Here is a 23,877-nt window from a genome sequence, read left to right as displayed (position 1 = left end):
TATCTTAGTGAATATAGTCGTAGTATCAGGATCAAATGTTGGAGAAAAAACGAGTATTGCCGCTAATAAGGTGATGAATGTATTAAAAGAAAAATATTCAGAAGAGAATACTATCAGCATTCTCGATTTAAAAAAACTTTCCTTGGAATTCAGTGATGGAAGAAATTATCTGGATTATACTGCAGATACAAAATATGTTACTCAGTCCTTAATGAATGCGGATGTTATTTTTTTTGGTACACCAATTTTCCAGGCTTCAATTCCAGCGTCCCTTAAAAACCTTTTTGATCTTTTACCTCAAAATGCATTTGAATATAAAACTTGCAGTATTATCACAACAGCCGGATCAAATAAACATTATCTAATTCCAGAACAGCAATTAAAACCGATACTGGGATACATGAAAGCTAATATCGTACCTAATTATGTTTATATATTAGATACTGATTATGACAAAGGGACTATAATAAATGATGATATCCATTTTCGGATAGATAAACTAGTTGAGGATACGATTATTTTAGCTAAGGCGTATAAAGATATCTGGTCACAGCAAGAAGATTCTTACGGATTTTAAAATTAAAAAACCATGCAGTACAATAGATGTTCGGATCCCGATGATCTGAAACCATCTACGTACTACATGGCTTTATTTTTAATATATGTGACTTCTATATAAAGAAATAACTTTCCCTAAAATAGAAACATTAGGTAAAATGATTGGATTCATTGTATCATTTTCTGGTTGTAAACGAATATGCCCATTTTCTTTGTAAAATCTTTTACAGGTAGCTTCGTCCTCGTCTGTCATAGCAATTACTACATCTCCATTTTGAGCAGTTTCTTGTTTTTTGACAATGACCTGGTCTCCATCTAATATACCTGCGTTGATCATACTATTTCCACGAATAGTCAGCATGAATAAATTTCCTTTTTCAATTTCAAGATCATTTGGAATAGGAAAATAGTCAATTGCTTCTTCAACTGCAAGAATCGGTTCTCCAGCTGTAACAACGCCTAGAAGGGGAATGTGATTTTCAAATTCATCGATTCCAATTTTAATCAGCCCTTCTTTTGTAAATTCAATTGCTCTTGGTTTAGAAGGATCTCTTAAAATAAAGCCATTTTTTTCCAGTCTCGCTAAGTGACCATGAACTGTCGAAGTGGAAGATAAGTCAGTAGCCGAACCAATCTCACGAACGGTAGGTGGATATCCTCGTTTATTTACTTGTTCGTGTATATAACGCAATATTTCAATTTGCTTTTCACCTTTACGGCCTCTAGTTGTCATAAAGTGACACCTCGTCCTTTCAAAGTTTATATAGATAGAGCCATGTATAAGTAATATATATATCAAGATTATTTCTCAGCTTATAAGAATATAAACTATAAAAAAATTATATCATAAACCGAACATTGAATCAAACGAATGTTCGAAATAGCCCCTTTTAAAATTATGAATTGAGAACATAGAGTATTTATAATATACTTTATGTTTGCAAAAAGTTATGATTCATTTTAAAACAATGTTATACTTTGTTTGTAAAGACTATATACATCAGTCTTTTTGAAATTCTAAAGGAGGATAAACATGTTACCTAAAAAACAATTAGATCGTATAAACGAATTAGTACGCAAAGATCGTGTCGAAGGATTGACTCATGAAGAAAAAAACGAACAAAAAGAGCTTAGAGAAAAGTATATCAAAGCGTTTCGATCTGGTATGAAAAACCATATTGAAGGAATGAAAGTAGTAGACCCAGAAGGAAAAGATGTTACACCACATAAATTAAAAAAAATCCAGCGTGAAAAAGGTATTCACAATAGATCATAAAAAAGTACTGATTTTATATGATTTAAGTGAGTCACAGCTTATGAAAGCGTTGAAAAAAACTGATTTAGATAGTACAATGACTAAGAGCGTTAACATTTTAGCAATAGGAAGGAATGAATATACTTGTTTGATAAAACTGATCAAATGGCAGTAGATACAATTCGAACTCTAAGTATTGATGGAGTTCAAAAGGCAAACTCAGGTCATCCAGGATTACCGATGGGGGCTGCACCAATGGCCTATACCCTCTGGACTCGTCATTTAAACGTCAATCCTAAAAATACAAAATGGTTTGACCGCGACCGTTTTATTTTGTCAGCAGGACATGGGTCTATGTTACTGTACAGCCTCTTGCACTTATCAGGTTATGATGTAAGTATTGAGGATCTGAAAAATTTCCGTCAATTAGAAAGTCGCACACCAGGACACCCTGAAGTTCATGTAACTGATGGTGTAGAAGCTACTACTGGCCCTCTGGGACAAGGTGTTGCAAATGCTGTAGGAATGGCAATGGCTGAAGCACATCTTGCAGCAACTTATAATAAAGAAAACTTTAATGTTGTCGATCATTATACTTACGCTTTGTGCGGTGATGGTGATTTGATGGAAGGGGTATCACAAGAAGCAGCTTCTCTAGCGGGTCATTTGAAATTGGGTAAAATGATTATGCTGTATGATTCTAACGATATATCACTAGATGGTCCGACCTCTAAAGCATTTACTGAAGATGTAGGAAAACGTTTTGAAGCATACGGATGGGAACACATTCTAGTAGAAGACGGAAATGATCTCGATGCAATAGATAAAGCAATTACCGCTGCTAAAGAAACGAAAGATAAACCAACATTAATTGAAGTTAAGACAGTTATCGGTTTTGGAGCTCCTAATGCAGGAACTCATACAGTTCACGGAGCTCCTTTGGGACCTGAGGGTGTTACTGCTGCTAAAAAAGCATATGGATGGGAAGGCGAAGATTTCTTCGTTCCTGAAGAAGTTGCTGCAAGATTTAAAGAACAGATTGTTGATAAAGGAATAAAGGCTGAAGAAGAATGGAATAAACTGCTTGTGGAATATAAAGAATCACACTCCGAATTGGCAGAAAAGTTCAGTTTAGCTTTAAGTGGAGAACTTCCTGAAAATTGGGATGAACATTTACCTGTTTATTCAGAAGAAGATAAAGGCGCTGCTACTCGTGCAACAAGTGGAGAAGTATTAAATGCTTTATCACAATCGATTCCTAATCTGTGGGGTGGTTCAGCAGATCTTTCAGGGTCTAATAATACAATGATGAAAGACCAGTCTGATTTCCAGCCAGGTCATTATGAAGGAAGAAATATCTGGTATGGGGTTCGCGAATTTGCTATGGCTGCTGCTCTTAACGGCATCTTGTTGCATGGTGGAACGAAATCTTATGTAGGAACGTTCTTTGTATTTAGTGATTATCTGCGTCCAGCTGTTCGTTTAGCTGCTTTATCTAAAATTCCAGCTATTTATGTACTGACTCATGATTCAATTGCAGTTGGAGAAGATGGACCAACTCACGAACCTGTAGAGCAAATCTCAAGTTTCAGAGGCATGCATAACCTTTCTTTAATTAGACCTGCCGATGGAAATGAAGTTGCTGCAGCATGGGAAATCGCTCTTAAATCAACGGATAAACCAACAATGTTAGTATTGACTCGTCAGAACTTACCAGTATTGAGCAACTCAGCTACTTTGGCTAGAGATAACGTGAAGAATGGTGCTTATGTAATTTCACCATCTGAAGGGAAAACGCCAGAAGGTATTTTGATTGCTACTGGTTCAGAAGTTTCTCTTGCTATTTCAGCTCAAAAAGAACTGAAGGCTCAAGGAAAAGATGTTTCAGTAGTATCTATGCCAAGCCAAGATCTATTTGACTTGCAATCAGCTGAATATAAAGAAACTGTTTTACCATCAAGCGTTACGAAACGTGTATCAATCGAAATGGGATCATCCTTCGGATGGGACCGTTACACTGGTATTAAAGGTGCAAGCTTGTCTATCGATAAGTTTGGAGCAAGTGGAAATGGATCATCTGTAGTAGAAGAATATGGTTTTACAACAGATAATGTAGTAAAAACTTATTTATCTTTAAATTAAGGTCGCAGAATAACTGAGGATTCTAGCAGTGAATATTATAGTCTATTATTCTGAATGGAGCACTCGTGGGTTATTTGCCCTCATTCACTTTAATAACTGTAAAATTCACTGCTTTTCTCTATTGTTTTAAATAAAATAAGCAAAAACCACACTTTAGGTTTATTTTTATATAAAAGTTGTGTAAAATAATCGAGTGAGTAATTAGAATTGGGGATATGTGCTTTCGTTTCAATTAAAAACGATGTTTATATATATTGATTCTATATTAACTAGAAAATTGGAGAGGAGTGAAAATATGCCAACATGGGGCTGGATTATTTTAGTTATTGTAGCACTTATCGGAGGATTAGTTGGAGGATTCTTCATTTCGAGAAAATACATGATGGATTATTTCGAGAAAAATCCACCGATCGATGAGAATATGCTTCGTATGATGATGCTGCAAATGGGACAAAAACCATCTGAAAGAAAAATTAATCAAATGATGAGTCAGATGAAATCTCAGCAAAAGAAAAAAAATAATGCGAAGAAGTAGTAGGTATCAGTTGACTAGCAAGTATATGTAGTTGATAATTTAATAATTAACAAAAAAAACGGGCAAATTTTTGCCCGTTTTCTTTTACAACATTATGACACTGTGTCATAATCAGTTATATTTTTAATAAAGTTATAAAAAATAAAAATAGGAGAAAAATACATGGACATATTTAAACGGTTGAGTTGGTTTTTCCTCAAAGAAAAAAAGTCATATATGTTAGGAATATTCTCGTTGGTAGTTGTTGCACTTCTTCAACTTATTCCCCCTAGAATAATCGGAATAGTAGTAGATGAAATCGAAACAGATAGTATCACTTCTAAGTCTTTGACTTTCTGGCTAAGTATTTTACTCGTATCAGCTTTGCTTCAATATATCTTTAGATATATATGGCGAATGAGAATCTGGGGAAATGCTGCGAAATTAGAACAAACAGTAAGAAAGCAATTATATAATCATTTTACAAATATGGATAATCAGTTTTTTCAAAAATATCGTGCCGGAGATTTAATGGCTCATGCTACAAATGACTTAAGAGGCTTAAGAATGGTTGCTGGAGGCGGCATTCTTACAATGGCTGATGCTATTAGTGTAGGATTGACTACACTCTTGGCGATGATGTTTGTTGTTGACTGGAGACTGACTTTAATTGCAGTTTTTCCTTTACCACTCTTAGCTATTACATCTAGAGTATTAGGTCGAAAACTTCATATGAGATTTAGAGATGCTCAAGCATCATTTTCTCAATTGAATGATAAAGTTCAAGAAAGTATTCAAGGAATTAAAGTTTTAAAAACGTTTGGACAAGAGAAAGAAGATGTTGAAGAATTTAAAGAACAGACAGCAAATGTGGTGGCAAAAAATAGACTAGTATATAAAATAGATTCATTATTTGATCCTGCTATTACTTTAATTATGGGGGTATCGTACTTTTTGACCATTCTTGTTGGTGGGTTATTGATAACAGAAAACGAGATTAGTATAGGAGACTTTGTTACTTTTATTAACTATATCGGTATGCTGGTATGGCCAATGTTTGCGATTGGACGACTCTTCAATATTATTGAAAGAGGTTCGGCTAGTTATGATAGAATCGAAAATCTATTACGAGAAGAATCTTCAATTGTTGAAAGAAAAGGTTCAATTGAGACTCCTGTAAATGGCGATCTAGAGTTTTTTATCAAAAAATTCTCTTATCCAGAGGATGAAGTTACGACTTTACATGATGTTCGTTTCAGCCTGAAAGCAGGACACACTCTGGGAATCGTTGGTAAGACTGGTGCTGGAAAAACGACCATTCTTAAGTTGCTGCTTAGAGAATATGATCATTATAAAGGAGATGTTCAATATGGAGGTCATGATATAAGAGACTATACGTTAGATGCACTGCTAAAACATATTGGATATGTTCCTCAGGACAACTACTTATTCTCAACAACAATTAGAGATAATATTCGTTTTGCCGATCCGAGTTTACCACAAGAAGAAGTAGAAGCAGCAGCTCGCTTAGCTGATATTCATGACGATATTTTGAATCTGCCAAATGGTTACGATACACAAGTTGGTGAACGAGGCGTATCTTTATCTGGAGGACAGAAACAAAGAATCTCAATTGCCAGATCAATCATTACTAATCCTGAGTTAATGATACTGGATGACTCATTGTCAGCAGTAGATGCTAAAACGGAAGAAAGCATTCTATCCGGATTGAAAGAAAAAAGACAAAAACAGACAACAATTATCGCAGCTCACCGAATTAGTTCTGTAATGCATGCAGAAGAAATTATTGTAGTTGAAGATGGTACAATTGTAGAACGTGGAACGCATGAACAATTATTAAAACTTGGTGGATGGTATAAAGATATGTATCGTCAGCAACAATTAGAGCAGAAACTGGAAGGAGAGGATGAATAATGGAACAACCTGAAATCATAAAAGATCGATCCATTCCTTTCAAACAGCAGATGCATATACTGAAAAGAATTATGAAATTTGCTCATCCGTATAGGAAGGAGTTTACTGCAGCTATTATTTTCAGTATATTACTTGCAATCATAAATGCAATCTTGCCAAGGATTATTCAGATATTTATTGATGATCATTTAACTCCTGGAGGTGTTACTTTTAGAACTATTCTATTTTTTGCATCACTTCATTTTGGAGTAACATTGATTCGAATGATTGTCTGGTACTGTGAACTGTATATCTTTAATATGGCATCGGAGAAAACAGTTAAAAACATTCGTGAGAATCTCTATACAAAACTTCACAGTTTAGGCATGAGATTTTTTGATCAGACTTCAACAGGGTGGATTATTACTAGAGCAACAAATGATACAGAAGCTATGAAAGACTTCTGGAATGTTTTTCTAACGATTATGCAAGGAGTATTTGGTGTAGTTATTTCATTAAGTGCCATGTTTTATCTGGATGCTTCAGTTGCAGTATGGATTCTACTCTTTGCACCAATTTTGCTGATAGTAATAAGGTTTTATCAAGTATATAGTTCTAAGACATACGTTGATATGAAGTCGAAGTTGAGTTCGCTGAATACAAAGCTGGCTGAAACAATTAATGGGATGTCTATCATACAACAATTTAGACAAGAAAGACGCTTACAGAAAGAATTTGAAGAAACAAATCGTTCTTATTTTGATTCAAGATATTCAATGGTAAGAATCAATGCAATTTTACTAAGCCCGATCATTAACTTCTTATATACAGTTGCAGTTGTTCTGATATTGGCAATTTTTGGAGTAAATGCTTTAAGTAGTCCTGTTGAAGTAGGAATTATCTATGCTTTTACTTCTTATGCAAATGATTTTTTCAGGCCTTTGACAAGATTAATGGATAGTTTGAGCTTGTTCCAAGACGGTATAGTTTCAAGTAGTCGTATTCTAAAAGTAATGGATAATGAAGAGTATGCTCCTGAACAAAATGATATACCGGGGGCACAAATTGAGATCGGGAAAATTGAATTTAAAAATGTAACTTTCTCTTATGATGGAAAATCTGACGTATTGAAGAATATTAATTTTACTGTAAATCCTGGAGAAACTGTTGCCCTAGTAGGGCATACAGGTAGTGGGAAATCTTCAATAATAAATGTTCTTATGCGATTCTATGATTTCCAAAAAGGTGAAGTTATAATCGACGGTAGATCTATAAAAGATTACCCTATGAGAGAGTTAAGAAGAAAAACAGGACTAGTTCTACAGGATTCTTTCTTATTCTATGGCACTATAAAAGATAACATTAGAATTAAAAATGACGAAATAAACGATCGTGAGATTATTCAAGCTGCAAAATTTGTTCAAGCCGATCAGTTTATTGAAGACTTGCCAGGAGAATATGATGCAAGGGTAGTTGAACGCGGAGCAAGTTTCTCTAGCGGACAAAAACAGCTGATTTCTTTTGCAAGTACAATAGTTAGAGATCCTAAGATACTGATTTTGGATGAAGCAACTGCCAATATTGATACTGAAACAGAAACGCTTATCCAAGAGGGTCTGAATAGAATGAGAAAAGGCCGCACTACAGTAGCGATTGCTCATAGACTTTCAACGATTCGTGATGCTGACCAGATCTTAGTATTAGATAATGGAAGAATTATCGAGCGTGGAACACATGACGAATTGATTTCTAATGGTGGTAAATACAAAGATATGTATGAATTGCAGAATATAGGATTACAGACCAAATAAAAAAAGTGGGCGGTCATAATAGACCGTCCACTTTTCTATCTATAAAATAGTGTTGAATTACTTCAATTGTTCCAACTCTTCAAAAGCAGTTTGGATTTTATCTGAGTAGTACTGATTCACGTCTTCGATACCCTCGATTTTTCTTTCAACATAAAAAGGGTCTCCGATTTTTACAGTTGCTTTTTTACGTTTGAAAATATCCTTGATCGTATAAGCTCCCTCATAAACAACAGGAACAATCTGACGATTGCTTACTCTAGCGATTGTAACTGCTCCGCCCTTTAATTCTTGAGAATGTCTTGTACCGGAAGGGAAAATTACTAAACTAAGTTTGTTTTCTTTTAAGATTTTGATTGGTTTTTTTATGGCGCTAGGTTTTGGATTATCACGATCTACTGGAAATGCATTCATTTTAGTGATGAACCATCCGAATATTTTATTGTTAAATAATTCCTTTTTAGCCATAAAACAAAACTGTCGAGGACTAGCAGCTAAAACGATAAAAACTGGATCAATCAATGATCTGTGTGGTGCAATTAGGACATAGGTCTCATCTTTGGGTAATTTTTCTTGATTAATATATTTTGGTTTTCCATTAAAAATATAGATAAGAATTCGAATGAATCCTCTAACAAAAGAAAAAAACACGTATTGACACTTCCTTAATTAAATTTTCAATCTTTATAATTATGCGATAATCAAAAGAAAGAAGCAAGTTTTTAAAAAAAATTTGCTATTTAGGACTTGATTATGTATAATTAAAGGCGGTGTAAAAATACACTAATTTCACACTTTACTGGATGTAGTGAAAGGTGCTCTGTAGCCATGGAGTCTTCATACAAGTGAAAGTAAGGGCGGAAAAAAACCATAATGGAGGAATGTACAAATGGCAGTAGTATCAATGAAACAACTATTAGAATCAGGAGTTCATTTTGGACATCAGACACGTCGTTGGAATCCAAAAATGAAGCGTTATATCTTTACAGAAAGAAACGGAATTTATATCATCGACTTGCAAAAAACAGTTCGTATGATCGATCAAGCTTACAATTACGTTCGTGAAATCGCTGAAGATGGTGGAACAGTTCTTTTTGTAGGAACTAAAAAACAAGCTCAAGATGCTATTAAAGAAGAAGCAATCAGAGCGGGCGCTTACTTCATCAATCACCGTTGGTTAGGTGGAACACTTACTAACTGGGATACAATTCAAAAACGTATTACTCGATTAAAAGAACTTGAAAAAATGGAAGAAGATGGAACTTTTGAAGTTCTTCCTAAAAAAGAAGTAGGAATCTTAATTAAAGAACGTGACCGCTTAGAAAAATTCTTAGGCGGAATCAAAGATATGCCTAAACGTCCAGATGTATTGTTCGTCGTCGACCCTCGTAAAGAGCATATTGCAGTTAAAGAAGCTCAAAAATTGAATATCCCAATCGTTGCTATGGTGGATACAAACTGTGATCCAGATGAAATCGATGTAATCATCCCTTCAAATGATGATGCAATTCGTGCAGTTAAACTATTAACTAAAACTATTGCAGATGCTGTAATTGAAGGAAACCAAGGTGAAGAAGGATTTGAAGAAGAAGTTAAATCTGATTCACTTGATAAAATTGTTGAAGTTGTAGAAGGCGACAATGAATAATTTTAAGAACTATGTTTAAAGTTCTTTACATTTCGATTAGGAGGAATTACATTGGCAAACATTAAAGCAGCACAAGTAAAAGAGTTGCGCGATAAAACAGGCGTTGGAATGATGGACGCTAAGAAAGCACTTGTAGAAACAGATGGAGATTTAGATGCAGCAGTTGATTACCTACGCGAAAAAGGTGTATCTAAAGCAGCTAAAAAAGCAGACCGTATTGCGGCTGAAGGTTTAGCTAACGTTTATTCTAAAGGGAATTCTGCAGCAATTGCAGAAATCAACTCTGAAACAGATTTCGTTTCTAAAAATGAAAAATTCCAAAACTTAGTTAAAAACATTTCTAAAACAATCGTTGAAAACAAACCTGCCTCAGTTGAGGAAGCACTTGAAGTAAAAATGGAAGATGGTACGATTGGTTCAGTAATTACTGAAGCTACTCAAACTATTGGAGAAAAAATTACTTTACGTCGTTTCGCAGTTTTAGAAAAAAATGACGGTGAAGTATTTGGTGACTATGAACATATGGGTGGCCGTATTACTGTACTAGCATTAGTTGAAGGAACAGATAATGAAGAAGTTGCACGTAATATTGCTATGCATATTGCTGCAATCAATCCTAAATACATTACTCGTGATGAAGTTCCTCAAGAAACACGTGATCACGAATTAAGTGTATTATCTGAGCAAGCTAAAAATGAAGGTAAACCAGCCAATATTGTAGAAAAAATGGTTCAGGGTCGCTTGAATAAATGGTTAGCTGAAATTAGTCTTGTAGATCAACCATATGTTAAAGATTCAGATAAAACTGTTGGCCAATATCTAAAAGAAAATGGCGCAACAGTCAAGTCATTTATCCGCTATGAGGTTGGAGAAGGAATCGAAAAACGTTCTGAAGATTTTGCGGCTGAAGTACAAAGCCAATTAGGCAAGAATTAAAGTTAGTCTTTAAATTGGGTGGGAACGTGATCTTTAACGTTCCTGCCTTTTTTACAGTCTAATACATACTAAACCGCTTTTTTATAATGAACTATATGAAGGAATATGGTAAACTAAATTTGTATGACTAATGGAGGGAAATCAAAATGACAGAGCCTAAATATAAGAGAATAATACTGAAATTAAGTGGAGAAGCTTTAGCCGGGGATAGTGGGTTTGGTATTCAACCTCCAACTATTGATGAGATTTGTAGAGAAATTAAAGATGTTCATGACCTTGGTATTGAAATCGCTATTGTTGTTGGTGGCGGAAACATTTGGAGAGGTCACGTAGGTTCTGAAATGGGAATGGAAAGATCACAAGCAGATTATATGGGTATGATCGCAACCGTTATGAATGCACTAGCCTTACAAGATTGTCTGGAAAATACTGGTGTCCCTACACGAGTTCAAACATCAATAGAAATGAGACAAGTAGCTGAACCATATATTCGTAGAAAAGCGATTAGACATTTGGAAAAAGGTCGAGTCGTAATTTTTGCCGGCGGAATTGGAAGTCCTTATTTTTCAACGGATACTACGGCTGCGTTACGCGCAGCAGAAATCAATGCTGATGTAATCATGATGGCCAAAAACAACGTAGATGGAATCTATTCTGCTGATCCTAATGTTGATAAAACTGCAGTAAAATATGAAAAGCTTACGTATCTTGAAATTATCAATCAGTCACTTCAAGTTATGGACACAACAGCTTCTTCATTAAGCATGGATAATGATATCCCGTTAGTCGTATTCAATTTGAACCAAACAGGAAATATAAAACGTGTAGCTTTAGGAGAAACAATCGGCACAACCGTCAGGAGGACTCATAATGAGTGATAGTATATTAAAAGACACAGAAGCAAGAATGAAAAAAGCAGAACAAGCATATGTTAGAGAACTCGGTTCAATCAGAGCTGGTCGAGCAAATCCAAGTTTGTTGAATCGCGTGAATGTAGAGTATTATGGAGCTGAAACCCCTTTGAATCAATTAGCTCAAATCTCAGTACCTGAAGCAAGAGTACTATTGATTACACCGTATGACCAAAATTCAGTAGGGGATATTGAAAAAGCTCTTAACCAGTCAGATATTGGTATTCCACCTTCAAATGACGGCACTGTCATTCGATTAGTTGTACCTGCTCTAACAGAAGAACGTAGAAAAGAAATTGCTAAACAAGTAGGAAAAGAAGCTGAAAATGCTAAGATTTCTATTAGAAACATTAGACGTGATTCGATAGATTCACTAAAAAAAGCAGAAAAAAACGGTGATTTAACAAAAGATGATCTTAGAGATTTTGAGGAAAAAGTACAAAAACTGACAGATAACAGTGTAGCTGCAATTGACAAACTATCAGCTGAAAAAGAAAAAGAAATTTTAGATGTATAATTAAAAAATGCAAGGAGATTTTGATTATCTCCTTGCATTCTTTGTTTTAAATACATATGTGCGGACAAAAATTAACTATTTAATTAACTGAAGATTATGAAGTTTTAGCTTTGTAGTTTTTCAATAATAAATTTGTTTACTAATTTTGTAACTACGGTAGTTATTATTAAACCAATAATATAATTTTTTAACTTTGTTTTCAAATTAACTTCCTCCTCAAATATAATAGTGCAATTTATAGTATTATTATATCAAAATTACCTTATTTTGAATAATTTTTTGATTATGGTTCAGAATTAGACTAAACTATGGATATTGCATTTTATTAATAGCAACAAATCCTTATAAAAATTTTATATATTTTGATATGGTAATTTCAAATATTATTTACTACAATAGAGTAGATGTAGAATAAATACTTGGAGGTTTTGATGTGGGGGATTATCCACAGGTAGATACAGTAATTGAACAGATTCCTGACCACGTGGCAATTATTATGGATGGCAACGGCCGTTGGGCTCAGCAGACAGGTAAAGAGCGCAAGGAAGGTCATCAAGAAGGTATGGAAGCAATAAGACGCGTTACAATTCGAGCAAGCGAAAGAGGCATAAAGGTGTTAACTTTATACGCTTTTTCAACAGAGAATTGGAAAAGACCTCCCCAAGAAGTGAAGTTTCTTATGCAATTGCCTGTTAAATTTTTTGATCGATTTGTTCCAGAATTACAAGAAAATAATATTAAAGTAAACATGATTGGATTTAAAGATAAAGTACCTGGTTCTACAAAGAAAGCCATCGAAAAAGCTATTGATGAAACAAAAAATAATACTGGTATGATTTTGAATTTTGCTTTTAATTATGGTGGAAGAGCCGAAATAGTAGAAGCAACAAAATCACTTTTCGATAAAGTTTTAAGTGGACAGATAAATAAAAAAGATATATCAGAAGAGGTACTTCAGGCAGAATTACTTACAAATTCTATTACTCCATACGATGACGTAGATTTACTAATAAGAAGCAGTGGTGAACAAAGACTAAGCAACTTTTTACTATGGCAAAATGCATATAGTGAATTTTATTTTTCGAAATTGTTCTGGCCTGAATTTACAGGTGAGGTTTTAGATAAAGCTCTACTGGATTATCAATACAGAAGCCGTCGCTATGGGGCGATTTGATTAAAATAGATTCAGGAGGAGACGGATGAAACAGCGTTCTATGACAGCAATTATTGCTCTTTTATTTTTTGTACCGATTATTTATATTGGTTCATGGGTACTGGAAGGATTTATAGTTTTATTAGCTATCACTGCATTAATGGAAATTCATCAAATGAAGGGGATAAACCCTATTTCCATCCCTACCTTAGTTTCTTCAATAGCTCTTATATTTGTGATTTTATATAATAGAATATTAGAAGTTTTTCCAGTTTTACCAGAAAATGGTTCTTTATTTGCATTACTGATACTAATGCTGATATCACTGACCTTAGTTGTTAAAAATTATACAATCGAAGATGTTGGTATATCATTTGTGGGTATTTTATATATTGGCACAGGATTTCATTCTTTTATATTGATTAGAGAAACAAATATTCACTTATTGATATTGTCCTTACTGATCATTTGGTCAACAGATACAGGAGCGTATCTAGTTGGTAGGAAATTCGGGAAAACAAAACTTGCACCTCTTATTTCTCCAAACAAAACAATTGAAGGTTCTATCGGGGGTATTGTTATTGCAATGATCGTATCAGTTATTTATCTTTTATTATTCCCTACCAGTTGGCCGATCCTTTTAATGCTGCCATTAGTAGTAGTACTTTCAATTGCCGGACAAATTGGGGACTTAATTGAATCTGCGATTAAGCGACATTTTGGAACTAAAGATTCAGGTAATATACTACCTGGACATGGGGGTATTTTAGATCGTTTTGATAGTTTACTGTTCGTTTTATCAGTAATGTTTATTATGGGATTAGTATAATTACAAGGTATTAAAGGAGAGCATAAATGGTTAAAACTATATTAGTCTTTTTACTCGTTTTCGGTATTATCGTTATTGTGCATGAATTTGGTCACTTTTATTTTGCTAAAAGAGCGGGTATACTAGTAAGAGAATTTTCAATCGGATTTGGACCAAAGCTTTTTTATCATAGAAAAGGCGAAACAACTTATACTGTTCGATTACTTCCAGTTGGTGGATATGTAAGAATGGCAGGCTATGAAGAAGCTGATCTTAGAGCGGGAATGCCGGTCTCACTTTTTTTTAATGAAGAAAATAAAGTTGAAAAAATTGATCTTCAAAATAAGTTGCAGAATGTAAACAGTATTCCCATAGAAGTAACAAACTTCGATCTCGAAGAAAAATTATTTATAGAAGGCAGAATTGAAGGACAAGCTGACGAGGTGCACAGTTATTCTGTTACTCGAACCGCATTGCTCGTTGAAAAAGATGGAACGATTTTACAGATCGCACCGAAAGACAGACAATTTCAATCAGCATCTTTAATCAATCGAATGCTCACGAATTTTGCAGGACCCTTGAACAATTTTATATTGGCGATTATAGCTTTTAGTCTATTGGCTTTTATCCAAGGGTATGTACCATCAAGTGAAGCATTAATTGGAGAGGTTCAAGAAGATACGCCTGCAGCTGAGGCAAATGTTGAAAATGGGGATCGTATTCTTTCAATTGATAATACTGAAATTGATTCTTTTAATCAAATGGTTACTGTCGTAGGACAATCTCCTGAAACAGAGATGCTTTTCACAATTGAGAAGCAGAATGGAATGATTGTTGAAAAAAATATTACTCCAGAATCTGTAGACGATGGTCAAGGGAATCAAATTGGTAGAATCGGAGTTCAAACTTATCTCGATCGGTCTTTAAGTAGTAAAATCACCTATGGCTTTACACAGTCATGGCAAATCATTTCGCAAATTGTTGTTATATTAGGATCATTTCTAACTGGAGGATTCAGTATTGATAAACTGGGTGGTCCAGTTGCAATCTTTGCGACGAGTCAGAATGTAGCTCAGGCTGGATTGTTTGGTATTATTAGCTTCATCGGTTACTTAAGTGTTAACCTTGGGATTATGAATTTATTACCTATCCCAGCGCTTGATGGAGGTAAATTACTTTTAAACATCGTTGAAGGCATTCGCAGGAAACCAATCAGTGAAGAAAAAGAGGGTATCATTACACTGATAGGGGTGGGATTTCTACTCGTTTTAATGCTAGCTGTAACATGGAATGATATTCAAACATTTTTCTTAAATTAGTAATTTTAAAGGAGATTTAATTCATGAAACAATCAAGACTATTTGTTCCAACTTTAAGGGACACGCCAAATGATGCTGATGTAATTAGCCATCAGCTCTTACTAAGGGCAGGATATATAAGACAATTATCCTCAGGAATTTATACGTATCTTCCATTAGCTCATAGAGTACTTGAAAAGATTAAAGCAATTATTAGAGAAGAAATGGATAAGATTGATGGTTCAGAAATGCTTCTGCCAACTTTATTGCCTGCTGATTTATGGAAAGAATCCGGTAGATATGAAACTTATGGCGAAGATTTGATTAAATTACAAGATCGACATGAACGTGATTTTATCTTGGGTCCAACACATGAAGAAACATTTACAAGTTTAATTAAAGATGAAGTGAAATCATACAAAAAATTACCATTAATGCTTTATCAGTTTCAGACAAAATTTAGAGACGAAAAAAGACCTAGATTTGGTTTAATGCGTGGTCGAGAATTTATTATGAAAGATGCTTATACGTTCCATGACAGTTACGAGAGTCTAGATGAATCGTACAATCAAATTGCTGAAGCGTATACCAATGCATTTAGCCGTGTTGGGTTGAATTTCCGATCAATTATCGGAGATGCCGGTGCAATGGGTGGAAAAGACTCCATTGAATTTATGGCATTGGCAGAAGCTGGAGAAGATGTAGTCGTCTACTCTGATTCAAGCGAATATGCTGCTAATTTAGAAATGGCGACGAGTCTTTACAAGTCTCAACCAAAAATAAAAGTTCAAAATGATATCGAACTAAAAGACACACCAGATACTAAAACTGTTAAAGAAGTGGCAGATTATTTAAATGTAAAACTTGATCAAGTATTGAAATCTGTTTTGTATGTTACTGATGAGCAAAAACCAGTACTCGCAATTGTTCGTGGGGATCACGAAGTGAATGAGGTAAAATTACGGACTATCGTAGGTGCTCAAGATATTGAGCCAGCTACAGATGACCAAGTAAAAGAACTGTTCCAAACAGTAGCAGGTTATGTTGGCCCCGTTAATTTAAATGAAGCAGTTACTGTTATAGCTGATTTATATGTTCAAGATATAGTAAATGCAGTATCAGGAGCGAATCAGGAAGGCAAACATTATATAAATGTAAACCCAGGCAAAGATTTCATACCTAATCAATATGCAGATGTGAGAGTCGTAAATGAAAATGAACCGTCTCCTGATGGCAGGGGTAAACTTAAATTTGCAAGAGGAATCGAAATTGGACACATATTTAAACTTGGTACAAGATACTCAGAGTCAATGAATGCAACTGTTCTAGATAATAATGGAAGACAAACTCCAGTAATCATGGGCAGTTATGGTATAGGTGTGAGTCGTTTGCTATCAGCGGTAGCCGAACAAAACGCTGACGAAAAAGGTTTGATATGGCCAAATTCAATTGCACCATTTGATGTGCATATCATACCGATTCAGATGAAAGACGATGCACAAAGAGAATTAGCACATGAATTGTATGAAGTGCTTGAAGCTAAAGAACTCTCTGTATTGATTGATGACAGACAAGAACGTGCAGGGGTAAAATTTAAGGACGCTGAACTCATCGGTATTCCAGTGCGTATAACCGTTGGTAAAAAAGCTTCAGAGGGTATTGTAGAAGTGACGTTTAGAAAAAGCGGCGAAATGGTTGAAATTAAAAAAGATGATTTGATTGATACATTAAGCATTTTAAATCATAGTGAATAATTGTAGTTGAGGAGAAACCGAAGCAATTCATAATCGTTTTCTATTTTGAAGAGAAGAATCGTCACATTCATAACCTTGAAGAAACGATTCTCTTCTATAGAATAGACTATTTATTATGCCTGGCTTATTGATGGATTCTCCTTTTATTTGTAAGCAAAGATCGAGAAAGAGGGCACTTATTTTGAGTCTAAATCAGCAAGAATTATTTCAAACACTTCTTCAGCAAATCAATTTAAATCCAACCCCAGATCAGAGGATTGGATTAGAAGGCGGCTCAGTGGAATCAGTGATAGTCCACAAGCACTCTAAAACTTGGCAAATCACTTTGAAATTTGCTGATATTTTACCATTTGAGACATATATTTTGTTACATGATCAACTTCAAAGAGGCTTTAAAGAAATTGCTCAAATCGAATTAATTATTTTAACGAGTGAGCCGATTGTGACTAACGAAAAATTAATCAACTATTGGAGAATAGCCTGTAAGAAAAGCCAAGTTGATTCCCCATTATGTAATGATATATTTGAAAATAGCTATCCTGAATTAAAGGGACAGAAAGTGTTATTTTATATCGAACATGAGTTGACAAAAAACAAGTTTCAAGAAGATTTTTTCCCGAAAATAGCAGAACAATATATTAAAATGGGATTTCCGAAGCAATTCAAAATTGATGCAATAATTGATGAAAAAATTAGTGATGAGAAGTTAACTGCTTTCAAACAGCAAAAAGAAGAAGAAGATTTATTATTAGCTGAACGATTAACTAAAAATATTGAGCAAGCTAATATCAATAAAGAAAAAAGAAAAGAAGCAGCTCCATCAGGACCAGTTAAACTAGGCAGAAACATTCAAGAAAATGATCCGGTTCGACAAATGAGTACGATAGTTGAAGAAGAAAGAAGCGTTACTCTTGAAGGTTATGTTTTTGATGTCGAGGTAAGAGAACTGCGTTCTAAACGAAAATTACTGATATTCAAAATTACCGACTATACCTCTTCCTTTACCTGTAAGAAATTTTCCAATAATGCTTCAGATGAAGAAATATTTGAGAACATCAAAAAAGGTATGTGGTTGAAAGTTCGAGGCAGCGTTCAAGAAGATACATTTATGAGAGATTTAGTTGTTAATGCTCAAGATGTTCAGGAAACCAGCCATGTAGAAAGAGAAGATACACAACCAGCTGATGAAAAAAGGGTTGAATTACATGCGCATACAACAATGAGTCAAATGGATGCAACGATCACTGCAACTAATTTAGTTGAACAAGCTGCTAAATGGGGACATAAAGCTATTGCAATTACCGACCACGGTGTCGCACAATCTTATCCAGATGCTCATACCACAGGCAAGAAGCACAATGTTAAAATCATTTATGGGCTAGAAGCAAACCTTGTTGATGATGGAGTTCCAATTGCTTATAACGTTTCAGATGATAACCTTCCGGAAGCTACATATGTAGTATTTGATGTGGAAACGACAGGATTATCTGCTATCTATGATAATATAATAGAGTTGGCAGCTGTTAAAATGCATAAAGGCAATATTATAGAAGAATTTCAGGAGTTTATTGACCCAGGTCATCCTTTATCTGATACCACAATCAATCTTACTGGAATAACAGATGATATGGTTAAAGGTTCTAAAACGGAAAAACAAGTACTAGAAGAGTTCAAGGCTTTTAGTGAGGGTTCGATATTAGTCGCTCATAACGCCAGCTTTGATATAGGATTTTTGAATACAGGTTATCAGAAAAATGAAATGCCTGTTTCCAAGCTTCCGGTAATTGACACGCTAGAACTTTCTAGATTTTTACATCCGACATTTAAAACACACCGCCTGAATACATTGGCGAAGCGTTATGGTGTGGCTTTAGAACAGCATCATAGGGCTATTTTCGATTCTGAAACGACCGCACATTTACTTTGGGCGTTTCTTAAAGAAGCTTCGGAAGAGTACTCAATTGAAATCCATCGTCAACTAAACGATTACATGGGCCAAGGTGATGCTTACAAAAGAACACGACCTAGTCATATTACAATACTTGCACAATCACAAATTGGATTGAAAAATCTATTTAAATTAATTTCAACTTCTTTAACTGAATATTTCTATAGAGTTCCTCGAGTACCAAGATCTCTACTTGAGAAATATAGAGAAGGTCTGATTGTAGGTTCTGGATGTGCTCAAGGTGAAGTGTTTGAAGCGATGATGCAAAAAGGATTTGATGAAGCAAAAAAATTAGCTAGACATTATGATTATCTTGAAATTATGCCTAAAGGTGCTTACAAACATCTATTAGATCGTGAAATGATAAATTCTGAAAAAGATTTAGAAGATATCATATCAAACATTGTGAAAATTGGGGAAGAATTATCTATACCTGTAGTTGCTACTGGTAATGTACATTACGCAAACCCTGAAGATGCAATTTACCGTGATATACTACTTGAAACTTTAAACAAAGGCGGCTTTAATAAGTCTAAAAATCCTGAAGTTCATTTTAGAACGACTGATGAAATGCTAGAAGACCTATCTTTCTTAGGTAAATTAAAAGCTAAAGAAGTTGTAGTTACGAATTCTCAAAATATTGCTGCTAGTGTTGATGAAAACATTTCACCGGTTAAACACGACCTGTTTACTCCCAAAATGGAAGGATCAGAGCAAGAAATCCGTGAAATGAGTTATAACGAAGCACACCGGTTATACGGAGATCCACTACCTGAGATTATTGAAAAACGATTAGAGAAAGAACTGGACAGTATTATAGGTAATGGATTTTCTGTAATTTACTTGATATCTCAAAAGTTAGTTCATAAAAGCGTAAATGATGGATATCTTGTTGGATCACGTGGGTCAGTTGGATCAAGTTTTGTAGCAACTATGACGGGAATAACTGAAGTAAATCCTATGCCACCTCATTATCGCTGTCCTGGGTGTAAATTTTCTGAATTCTTCACTGAGGGCGAAGTAGGATCAGGATTTGACTTACCACCGAAGACCTGTCCAAATTGTGATCAGCAGATGGTAACTGACGGACATGATATTCCTTTTGAAACTTTCTTAGGCTTTAATGGAGACAAAGTTCCTGATATTGATTTGAATTTTTCAGGAGAATATCAAGCTAAAGCCCATCATTATACAAAAGAGTTATTTGGAGAAGAATATGTCTACCGGGCTGGAACAATTGGCACTATAGCAGATCGAACGGCTTTTGGATTTGTTAAAGGATATGAGAGAGATAATCAAATGACAATTCGTTCGGCTGAGATTGATAGACTAGCTAAAGGATTAACTGGAGTCAAGAGAACTACAGGCCAACATCCAGGAGGAATTATCGTAATTCCTGAATATATGGATGTATATGACTTTACACCAATTCAATATCCAGCAGATGATCAGAATTCAGATTGGAAGACAACTCACTTTGACTTTCATTCAATCCATGATAACGTTTTAAAATTAGATATATTAGGACACGATGATCCTACGATGATTCGAATGCTCCAGGATCTGTCAGGTATAGACCCTAAAACAATACCAGTTAACGATCCGGGTGTAATGCAGCTTTTCAGCGGTACAGAAGTATTAGGGGTAGATGAAAGTCAGATATATTCGAAAACAGGCACACTTGGCGTTCCTGAATTCGGAACGCGATTTGTTCGCCAAATGCTGGAGCAAACGAATCCAACAACTTTTGCAGAGTTACTACAGATCTCTGGTTTATCTCATGGGACAGATGTATGGCTTGGAAATGCTGAAGAGTTGATTCGCCAACAGAATATACCACTATCAGAAGTTATTGGCTGTCGAGATGATATCATGGTTTATCTGCAGCACAAAGGAATCGATGATAGTATTGCTTTTCAGATTATGGAACATGTTCGTAAAGGGAAAGGAATACCTGAAGAATGGCAGCAGATCATGCGTGAGAATAATGTACCGAAATGGTATATTGATTCATGCCTTAAAATTAAATATATGTTTCCTAAGGCTCATGCTACAGCATATGTTTTAATGGCATTACGAGTAGCTTATTTTAAAGTACATCATCCTTTATATTATTACGCTGCTTACTTTTCTATTCGTGCAAGTGATTTTGATCTTAAAGCGATGAGTCAAGGAAAAGCTTCAATAAAGGCAAAAATGAAAGAAATAACAGATAAAGGGTTAGATGCTTCGACAAAAGAAAAAAATCTACTAACTGTGCTTGAATTAGCGAACGAAATGGTTGAAAGAGGATTTAACTTCAAAATGGTAGATATTGAAAAATCACATGCTTCAGATTTTATTATTGAAGGGGATTCTTTACTAGCTCCTTTTCGATGTGTACCTTCATTAGGTGGAAGCGTAGCAAATGCAATTGTTGAAGCGAGAGAAGAAAGTCCATTTCTTTCTAAGGAAGATCTTTCAAAAAGAGGAAAAGTATCTAAAACAGTAATTGAGTATATGGATTTAAATGGTGTATTAGAACATCTCCCAGACGAAAACCAATTATCTTTATTTGATATTTAATATATATTTTGATTTTTCTAAAGACTGTGAAATAGCATGCAAGTTGCGTATATAGGGGATATATGGTAAAATAGTCTATGAGTAAAGTAATATTCTTTTAGAGTGAGCGCATTCCGCTCACTCTTTTTAATGAAAAAATGAAAATTAGCCATAAAAATGATTGAGAGGAGATGCTTTTTGAGTACAGTAGATAAAGTAACAGCCATTGCGGATCCGATTGCACAACAAATAGGATATGAGCTGGTTGATGTTGAATATGTTAAAGAAGGTAAAAATTGGTTCTTACGTTTATATATAGATAAAGACGGTGGCATTGATCTGGACGATTGTACTCGTTTCAGCGAGAAAATAGGAGAAACATTGGATTCACAGAAAGTTGATCCAATTCCCCATCCTTATTATCTGGAAGTATCCTCACCTGGTGCAGAAAGACCTTTAAAAAAAGAAAAAGATTTTGAAGAAGCACTAGGTCAATATATACATGTTTCTTTGTACCAGCAGATTGAAAGTGAAAATACATTTGAAGGCACTTTGAAAGAATTGAACGAAGACTCACTCACATTAGTTATCAGAATCAAGACTAGAGAGAAAGAGTTAGTAATTGACAGATCCAATATTGCTAAAGCAAGATTAGCTATTAAATTCTGATTTTGTTTGTTCTTAGATGAAAAAAATTAATAAAGGGAGTAAAATGATGAGTAAAGAGTTAGTAGCAGCCCTTGAAACACTTGAAAAAGAAAAAGGTATTTCCAAAGAGGTCGTTATTGAGGCATTAGAAGCTGCATTAGTTTCTGCATATAAACGTAATTATGGAACAGCTCAGAATGTCGAAGTTGAATTTGATGATGACAACGGAGAAATCAAAGTATATCAAGTCAGAGAAGTTTCGGAAGAAGTATATGATTCACAATTAGAAATTAGTTTGACTGATGCGCTTGAAATCAACAAAGCTTATGAAGTCGGTGATAAGATAAGATTCGAAGTCACACCAAAAAACTTTGGTAGAATTGCTGCCCAAACAGCTAAACAAGTGATTATGCAAAGAATGCGCGAAGCTGAACGCTCAATAGTATATAATGAGTATATTGAGTATGCTGATGATTTGATGACTGGAACGGTTGAAAGACAAGATAATCGTTTTATATATATCAATTTAGGTAAGGTTGAAGCTGTTTTATCAAAACGTGATCAGATAGAAAATGAACGTTACCATACACATGACCGCATCAAGGTATATGTAAGTAATGTTGAAAACTCTACTAAGGGACCACAAGTATTTGTCAGTAGAACCCATCCAAATTTGATTAAACGTCTTTTCGAACAAGAAGTACCCGAAATTTTCGATGGTACAGTGGAAGTTGTATCAATAGCTCGCGAAGCAGGAGATCGCTCTAAAATTGCTGTTATGTCTCGAGACGAAAATGTAGACCCAGTTGGAACTTGTGTTGGACCAAAAGGAACTCGAGTACAAGCAATCGTTAATGAGTTGAATGGTGAGAATATGGATATTGTAGAATGGGATGAAGATCCAGCAATATTTATCAAAAATGCATTGAATCCTGCTCAAGTGCTTGAAGTAATGTTTGATAAAGAAAATAAAAGTTGTGTAATCGTAGTTCCAGACTATCAGCTTTCTTTAGCAATTGGTAAAAGAGGACAAAATGTTCGTCTGGCTGCTAAATTAACAGGTTTTAAGATTGATATCAAATCAGAAAGCGATATGAGTAACTTGGAAGAAGAAGCTGAAGATCTAACAAATGACTCATTTTTTGAAGCGTTGAATGATGGAGAAGAAGTAGCAGAGCAAGAGGTAGATTCTTTGGAAAATCCAGATCAATCTTTCTTTGATGCTGCGGCCGGTGTAGACGTTGAAGATATAGACGAAATACAAGTTTCAGATGCAGCAAATAATAATTCAGATATATATGCTGAAGAAGTGGCAACTGGTATGGACCAACAACCATTAGATCCACTAAATGATGGTGACTTTGAAAAAGGTGAATTAAATCCAGAAGACATGGAAGATATGATTCAATCCGCAGAAAAAAGAGATGGTATGGATGAAGAAATCGATGCTGAGATTGATATAGATGAAATTGAAGAAATCAGCGAAGAAACTGATGAAGAGAACTCTTAATTCAAACTGTC

General features: G+C 34.8%; 19 protein-coding genes. 17 read left to right on the top strand and 2 right to left on the bottom strand.

The window, feature by feature from the left end:
- The first annotated feature begins 7 nt into the window (after positions 1-7).
- Positions 8-577 carry an NADPH-dependent FMN reductase gene (locus tag BM212_RS00670; RefSeq protein ID WP_072694732.1) on the top strand — a complete coding sequence of 190 codons (570 nt, stop codon included), beginning with the start codon at positions 8-10 and terminating at the stop codon, positions 575-577.
- A 78-nt stretch (positions 578-655) separates the two neighbouring features.
- Here the strand turns inward: BM212_RS00670 and lexA are convergent, their stop codons facing one another.
- On the bottom strand, positions 656-1,291 hold the full coding sequence (gene lexA, locus BM212_RS00665) for a transcriptional repressor LexA (RefSeq protein ID WP_072694733.1): 636 nt from the start codon (positions 1,289-1,291) through the stop codon (positions 656-658).
- A 300-nt stretch (positions 1,292-1,591) separates the two neighbouring features.
- Here lexA and BM212_RS00660 point away from each other — a divergent pair, with 300 nt between their 5' ends.
- The 5 genes from BM212_RS00660 (at position 1,592) to BM212_RS00640 (ending at position 8,194) form a co-directional block, all read left to right on the top strand.
- Complete coding sequence (locus BM212_RS00660) at positions 1,592-1,834, top strand: DUF896 family protein (protein ID WP_091895331.1); 243 nt, start codon at positions 1,592-1,594, stop codon at positions 1,832-1,834.
- Between the two features lie 123 nt (positions 1,835-1,957).
- A complete protein-coding gene (gene tkt / locus BM212_RS00655; RefSeq protein WP_072694735.1) occupies positions 1,958-3,955 on the top strand; it encodes a transketolase in 1,998 nt (665 codons plus the stop codon).
- A 295-nt stretch (positions 3,956-4,250) separates the two neighbouring features.
- Positions 4,251-4,490 (top strand): YneF family protein, encoded by a 240-nt coding sequence (locus BM212_RS00650; protein WP_072694736.1) that lies wholly within the window; start codon positions 4,251-4,253, stop codon positions 4,488-4,490.
- A gap of 162 nt (positions 4,491-4,652) precedes the next feature.
- A complete protein-coding gene (locus BM212_RS00645; protein ID WP_091895328.1) occupies positions 4,653-6,404 on the top strand; it encodes an ABC transporter ATP-binding protein in 1,752 nt (583 codons plus the stop codon).
- Entirely contained in the window at positions 6,404-8,194 is a 1,791-nt protein-coding gene (locus BM212_RS00640) for an ABC transporter ATP-binding protein (protein WP_091895326.1), read from the top strand. Before BM212_RS00645 ends, BM212_RS00640 begins: the two co-directional genes overlap by 1 nt.
- Positions 8,195-8,251: 57 nt before the next feature.
- On the opposite strand, the gene BM212_RS00635 is transcribed toward BM212_RS00640, so the two are convergent.
- Positions 8,252-8,842 carry a lysophospholipid acyltransferase family protein gene (locus tag BM212_RS00635; protein ID WP_091895323.1) on the bottom strand — a complete coding sequence of 197 codons (591 nt, stop codon included), beginning with the start codon at positions 8,840-8,842 and terminating at the stop codon, positions 8,252-8,254.
- A gap of 238 nt (positions 8,843-9,080) precedes the next feature.
- Here BM212_RS00635 and rpsB point away from each other — a divergent pair, with 238 nt between their 5' ends.
- The 11 genes from rpsB (at position 9,081) to nusA (ending at position 23,866) form a co-directional block, all read left to right on the top strand.
- Entirely contained in the window at positions 9,081-9,839 is a 759-nt protein-coding gene (gene rpsB, locus BM212_RS00630; RefSeq protein WP_091895320.1) for a 30S ribosomal protein S2, read from the top strand.
- Positions 9,840-9,890: 51 nt separating this feature from the next.
- A complete protein-coding gene (gene tsf, locus BM212_RS00625; RefSeq protein WP_091895317.1) occupies positions 9,891-10,775 on the top strand; it encodes a translation elongation factor Ts in 885 nt (294 codons plus the stop codon).
- A 146-nt stretch (positions 10,776-10,921) separates the two neighbouring features.
- Positions 10,922-11,653, top strand: coding sequence for a UMP kinase (gene pyrH / locus BM212_RS00620; protein WP_091895314.1), 732 nt, complete (start codon positions 10,922-10,924; stop codon positions 11,651-11,653).
- On the top strand, positions 11,646-12,203 hold the full coding sequence (gene frr, locus BM212_RS00615; RefSeq protein ID WP_072694743.1) for a ribosome recycling factor: 558 nt from the start codon (positions 11,646-11,648) through the stop codon (positions 12,201-12,203). The genes pyrH and frr overlap by 8 nt, the downstream gene beginning before the upstream one ends.
- Before the next feature lie 433 nt (positions 12,204-12,636).
- A complete protein-coding gene (locus BM212_RS00610; RefSeq protein WP_072694744.1) occupies positions 12,637-13,377 on the top strand; it encodes an undecaprenyl pyrophosphate synthase in 741 nt (246 codons plus the stop codon).
- A gap of 25 nt (positions 13,378-13,402) precedes the next feature.
- Positions 13,403-14,185, top strand: coding sequence for a phosphatidate cytidylyltransferase (locus tag BM212_RS00605; protein WP_072694745.1), 783 nt, complete (start codon positions 13,403-13,405; stop codon positions 14,183-14,185).
- A 26-nt stretch (positions 14,186-14,211) separates the two neighbouring features.
- On the top strand, positions 14,212-15,483 hold the full coding sequence (gene rseP, locus BM212_RS00600; RefSeq protein ID WP_072694746.1) for an RIP metalloprotease RseP: 1,272 nt from the start codon (positions 14,212-14,214) through the stop codon (positions 15,481-15,483).
- Positions 15,484-15,506: 23 nt separating this feature from the next.
- Entirely contained in the window at positions 15,507-17,216 is a 1,710-nt protein-coding gene (locus BM212_RS00595) for a proline--tRNA ligase (protein WP_091895311.1), read from the top strand.
- Between the two features lie 181 nt (positions 17,217-17,397).
- Entirely contained in the window at positions 17,398-21,729 is a 4,332-nt protein-coding gene (locus tag BM212_RS00590) for a PolC-type DNA polymerase III (protein WP_091895308.1), read from the top strand.
- A 177-nt stretch (positions 21,730-21,906) separates the two neighbouring features.
- A complete protein-coding gene (rimP, locus tag BM212_RS00585; RefSeq protein ID WP_226910219.1) occupies positions 21,907-22,377 on the top strand; it encodes a ribosome maturation factor RimP in 471 nt (156 codons plus the stop codon).
- Positions 22,378-22,423: 46 nt separating this feature from the next.
- On the top strand, positions 22,424-23,866 hold the full coding sequence (gene nusA / locus BM212_RS00580; RefSeq protein WP_083540525.1) for a transcription termination factor NusA: 1,443 nt from the start codon (positions 22,424-22,426) through the stop codon (positions 23,864-23,866).
- Positions 23,867-23,877: the final 11 nt, after the last annotated feature.

It is taken from the genome of Marinilactibacillus piezotolerans, assembly GCF_900114235.1.
In the GTDB taxonomy this organism is placed as follows: domain Bacteria; phylum Bacillota; class Bacilli; order Lactobacillales; family Carnobacteriaceae_A; genus Marinilactibacillus; species Marinilactibacillus piezotolerans.
This window is presented reverse-complemented; position numbering and strand designations above follow the sequence as displayed.

Excerpts from the sequence above, each read along its gene's own strand:
- lexA (WP_072694733.1), bottom strand. The coding sequence starts at position 1,291 with ATGACAACTAGAGGCCGTAAAGGTGAAAAGCAAATTGAAATATTGCGT.
- frr (WP_072694743.1), top strand. The coding sequence starts at position 11,646 with ATGAGTGATAGTATATTAAAAGACACAGAAGCAAGAATGAAAAAAGCA.
- BM212_RS00660 (WP_091895331.1), top strand. The coding sequence starts at position 1,592 with ATGTTACCTAAAAAACAATTAGATCGTATAAACGAATTAGTACGCAAA.
- BM212_RS00605 (WP_072694745.1), top strand. The coding sequence starts at position 13,403 with ATGAAACAGCGTTCTATGACAGCAATTATTGCTCTTTTATTTTTTGTA.
- rseP (WP_072694746.1), top strand. The coding sequence starts at position 14,212 with ATGGTTAAAACTATATTAGTCTTTTTACTCGTTTTCGGTATTATCGTT.
- pyrH (WP_091895314.1), top strand. The coding sequence starts at position 10,922 with ATGACAGAGCCTAAATATAAGAGAATAATACTGAAATTAAGTGGAGAA.
- BM212_RS00640 (WP_091895326.1), top strand. The coding sequence starts at position 6,404 with ATGGAACAACCTGAAATCATAAAAGATCGATCCATTCCTTTCAAACAG.
- BM212_RS00650 (WP_072694736.1), top strand. The coding sequence starts at position 4,251 with ATGCCAACATGGGGCTGGATTATTTTAGTTATTGTAGCACTTATCGGA.
- rpsB (WP_091895320.1), top strand. The coding sequence starts at position 9,081 with ATGGCAGTAGTATCAATGAAACAACTATTAGAATCAGGAGTTCATTTT.
- nusA (WP_083540525.1), top strand. The coding sequence starts at position 22,424 with ATGAGTAAAGAGTTAGTAGCAGCCCTTGAAACACTTGAAAAAGAAAAA.
- BM212_RS00645 (WP_091895328.1), top strand. The coding sequence starts at position 4,653 with ATGGACATATTTAAACGGTTGAGTTGGTTTTTCCTCAAAGAAAAAAAG.
- BM212_RS00595 (WP_091895311.1), top strand. The coding sequence starts at position 15,507 with ATGAAACAATCAAGACTATTTGTTCCAACTTTAAGGGACACGCCAAAT.